Below are 1,510 nucleotides of genomic sequence, written 5' to 3'. Positions count from 1 at the left end.
GGGNCCGCCGTGGCCGGGCCGTGGCGGTGTCCGGGCGCCCGGGGNNNGAGCGGGCGCGGGCCGGGGAGCCGTCGGGAAGCGGCCCCGCCGAGGACGGCACCGCCCGGGGAGCGACCTCCCGCCGGGACGCCGGGGGCGACGGCGCCGGGAGCGGGGAGCCCACCGGAACCGGCTCGTCCCCCGGCGCCGTACCGGAGGACGAGGGTGCCGTACCGGACGACGACGGCGCCCGGCAGGGCGCCCACGCCGCCGTACCGGAGGACGAGGGTGCCGTACCGGACGACGACGGCGCCCGGCAGGGCGCCCACGCCGCCGTACCGGAGGACGAGGGTGCCGTACCGGAGGGCGACGGCGTCCAGGGGGGCGACGGCGTCCAGGGGGGCGCGTCCGCGCCGGGCGCCTCGCGCCGGCCGCCCGCGGTGACCGAGGGGACCGTACCGCCCGAGGGCGGCGGGCGGGCCGCCCCGGCGNCGCGCNCNCNNCNGCCCGCCAGTGGCCGCTGCTCGCCGTGCTCGGGCTTACCGCGCTCGGGCTGCTGATCGTCGGGATCGACCCGTTCCCCCACGCCCCGCGGATCGGAACGCTGCTGGTCGGCGCCGCGCTGCTGGCGGGCGCCGTGATGCGGCGCGTGCTGCCGTCCGTCGGGATGCTCGCCGTGCGGTCCCGGTTCACGGACATGATCACGTACGGGGTGCTGGGCGGCGGCATCGTCCTCTTCGCCCTGATGACCCAGCCGGAACCGTGGCTGGAGATCCCGTTCCTCAAGGAAGTGGTCCGCTTCACCGTGCGGTAGACGCCTTCACCGTGCGGTGGACGTCCCGCGGCGTGCGGTGGACGTCCCGCGCCGTGCGGTGGACGTCCCGCGCCGTGCGGTGGACGTCCCGCGGCGTGGACGGCGGCGCCCGCCCCCTCCCCCGAGAACGGGGCGGGCACCCCGCACCGACAGCGTCACGGACGCGCCGGACCCGATCAAGGCGCGCCCGGCCCCTGTGGCACGGAAGTGACAGTTCCGGAACGGTGCGGGCACTCGGCCACAACTGGGAAACCGGCCACTCGAACTGCCATCCTGGGCACGCGCGTCCGCACGGGCGCGCCGGACGGCCCGGACGGCCCGGGGGTCCGGGACACCGAGGGGGGAGCATGCCTCGCTGGAAGGCGCTTCCGGGGGAACTCGACCCGCCGGTCAGGGAGTTCGTGGACGCCCTGCGCGGGCTGGTGGACCGCGGCGGGCTGGACCCGGACGCGCTCGCGGCCCGCACGGGGTACGGCAGGGACTCCTGGGAGCGGTACCTGGACGGGCGGTCGCTCGCGCCCGCGGACGCCGTCCTGGCCCTGGCCGACGCGACCGGCACCGACCCGGTGCCGCTGGCCACCCTGCGGGAACTGGCCGAACAGGCCCGGAGCCGTGCCGGGAAGCGCGGCGGGCGGCCCGCCGGAGCCGCCCCNGGCCCCCGCACCCCTTCCGGCGCCCCGGCCGTCCCGTACGGGTCCGACCCCCGCACCCCCGGGT

Annotated in this window: 1 protein-coding gene and 1 pseudogene; both read left to right on the top strand. The window is 79.1% G+C overall.

What is annotated here, in order from left to right; translation table 11 throughout:
- Positions 1 to 508 precede the first annotated feature (508 nt).
- Positions 509 to 793, top strand: a complete 285-nt coding sequence (locus MW084_RS04535; RefSeq protein ID WP_275563798.1) for a DUF3017 domain-containing protein — start codon at positions 509 to 511, stop codon at positions 791 to 793.
- Between the two features lie 347 nt (positions 794 to 1,140).
- A pseudogene (locus MW084_RS04530) lies at positions 1,141 to 1,445 on the top strand (helix-turn-helix domain-containing protein); the annotation flags it as partial.
- Positions 1,446 to 1,510: the final 65 nt, after the last annotated feature.

The sequence above is a fragment of the Streptomyces sudanensis genome, from assembly GCF_023614315.1.
In the GTDB taxonomy this organism is placed as follows: domain Bacteria; phylum Actinomycetota; class Actinomycetes; order Streptomycetales; family Streptomycetaceae; genus Streptomyces; species Streptomyces sudanensis.
Note: the sequence above shows the minus strand (reverse complement) of the source record. Positions and strands in the feature narration are given on the sequence as shown.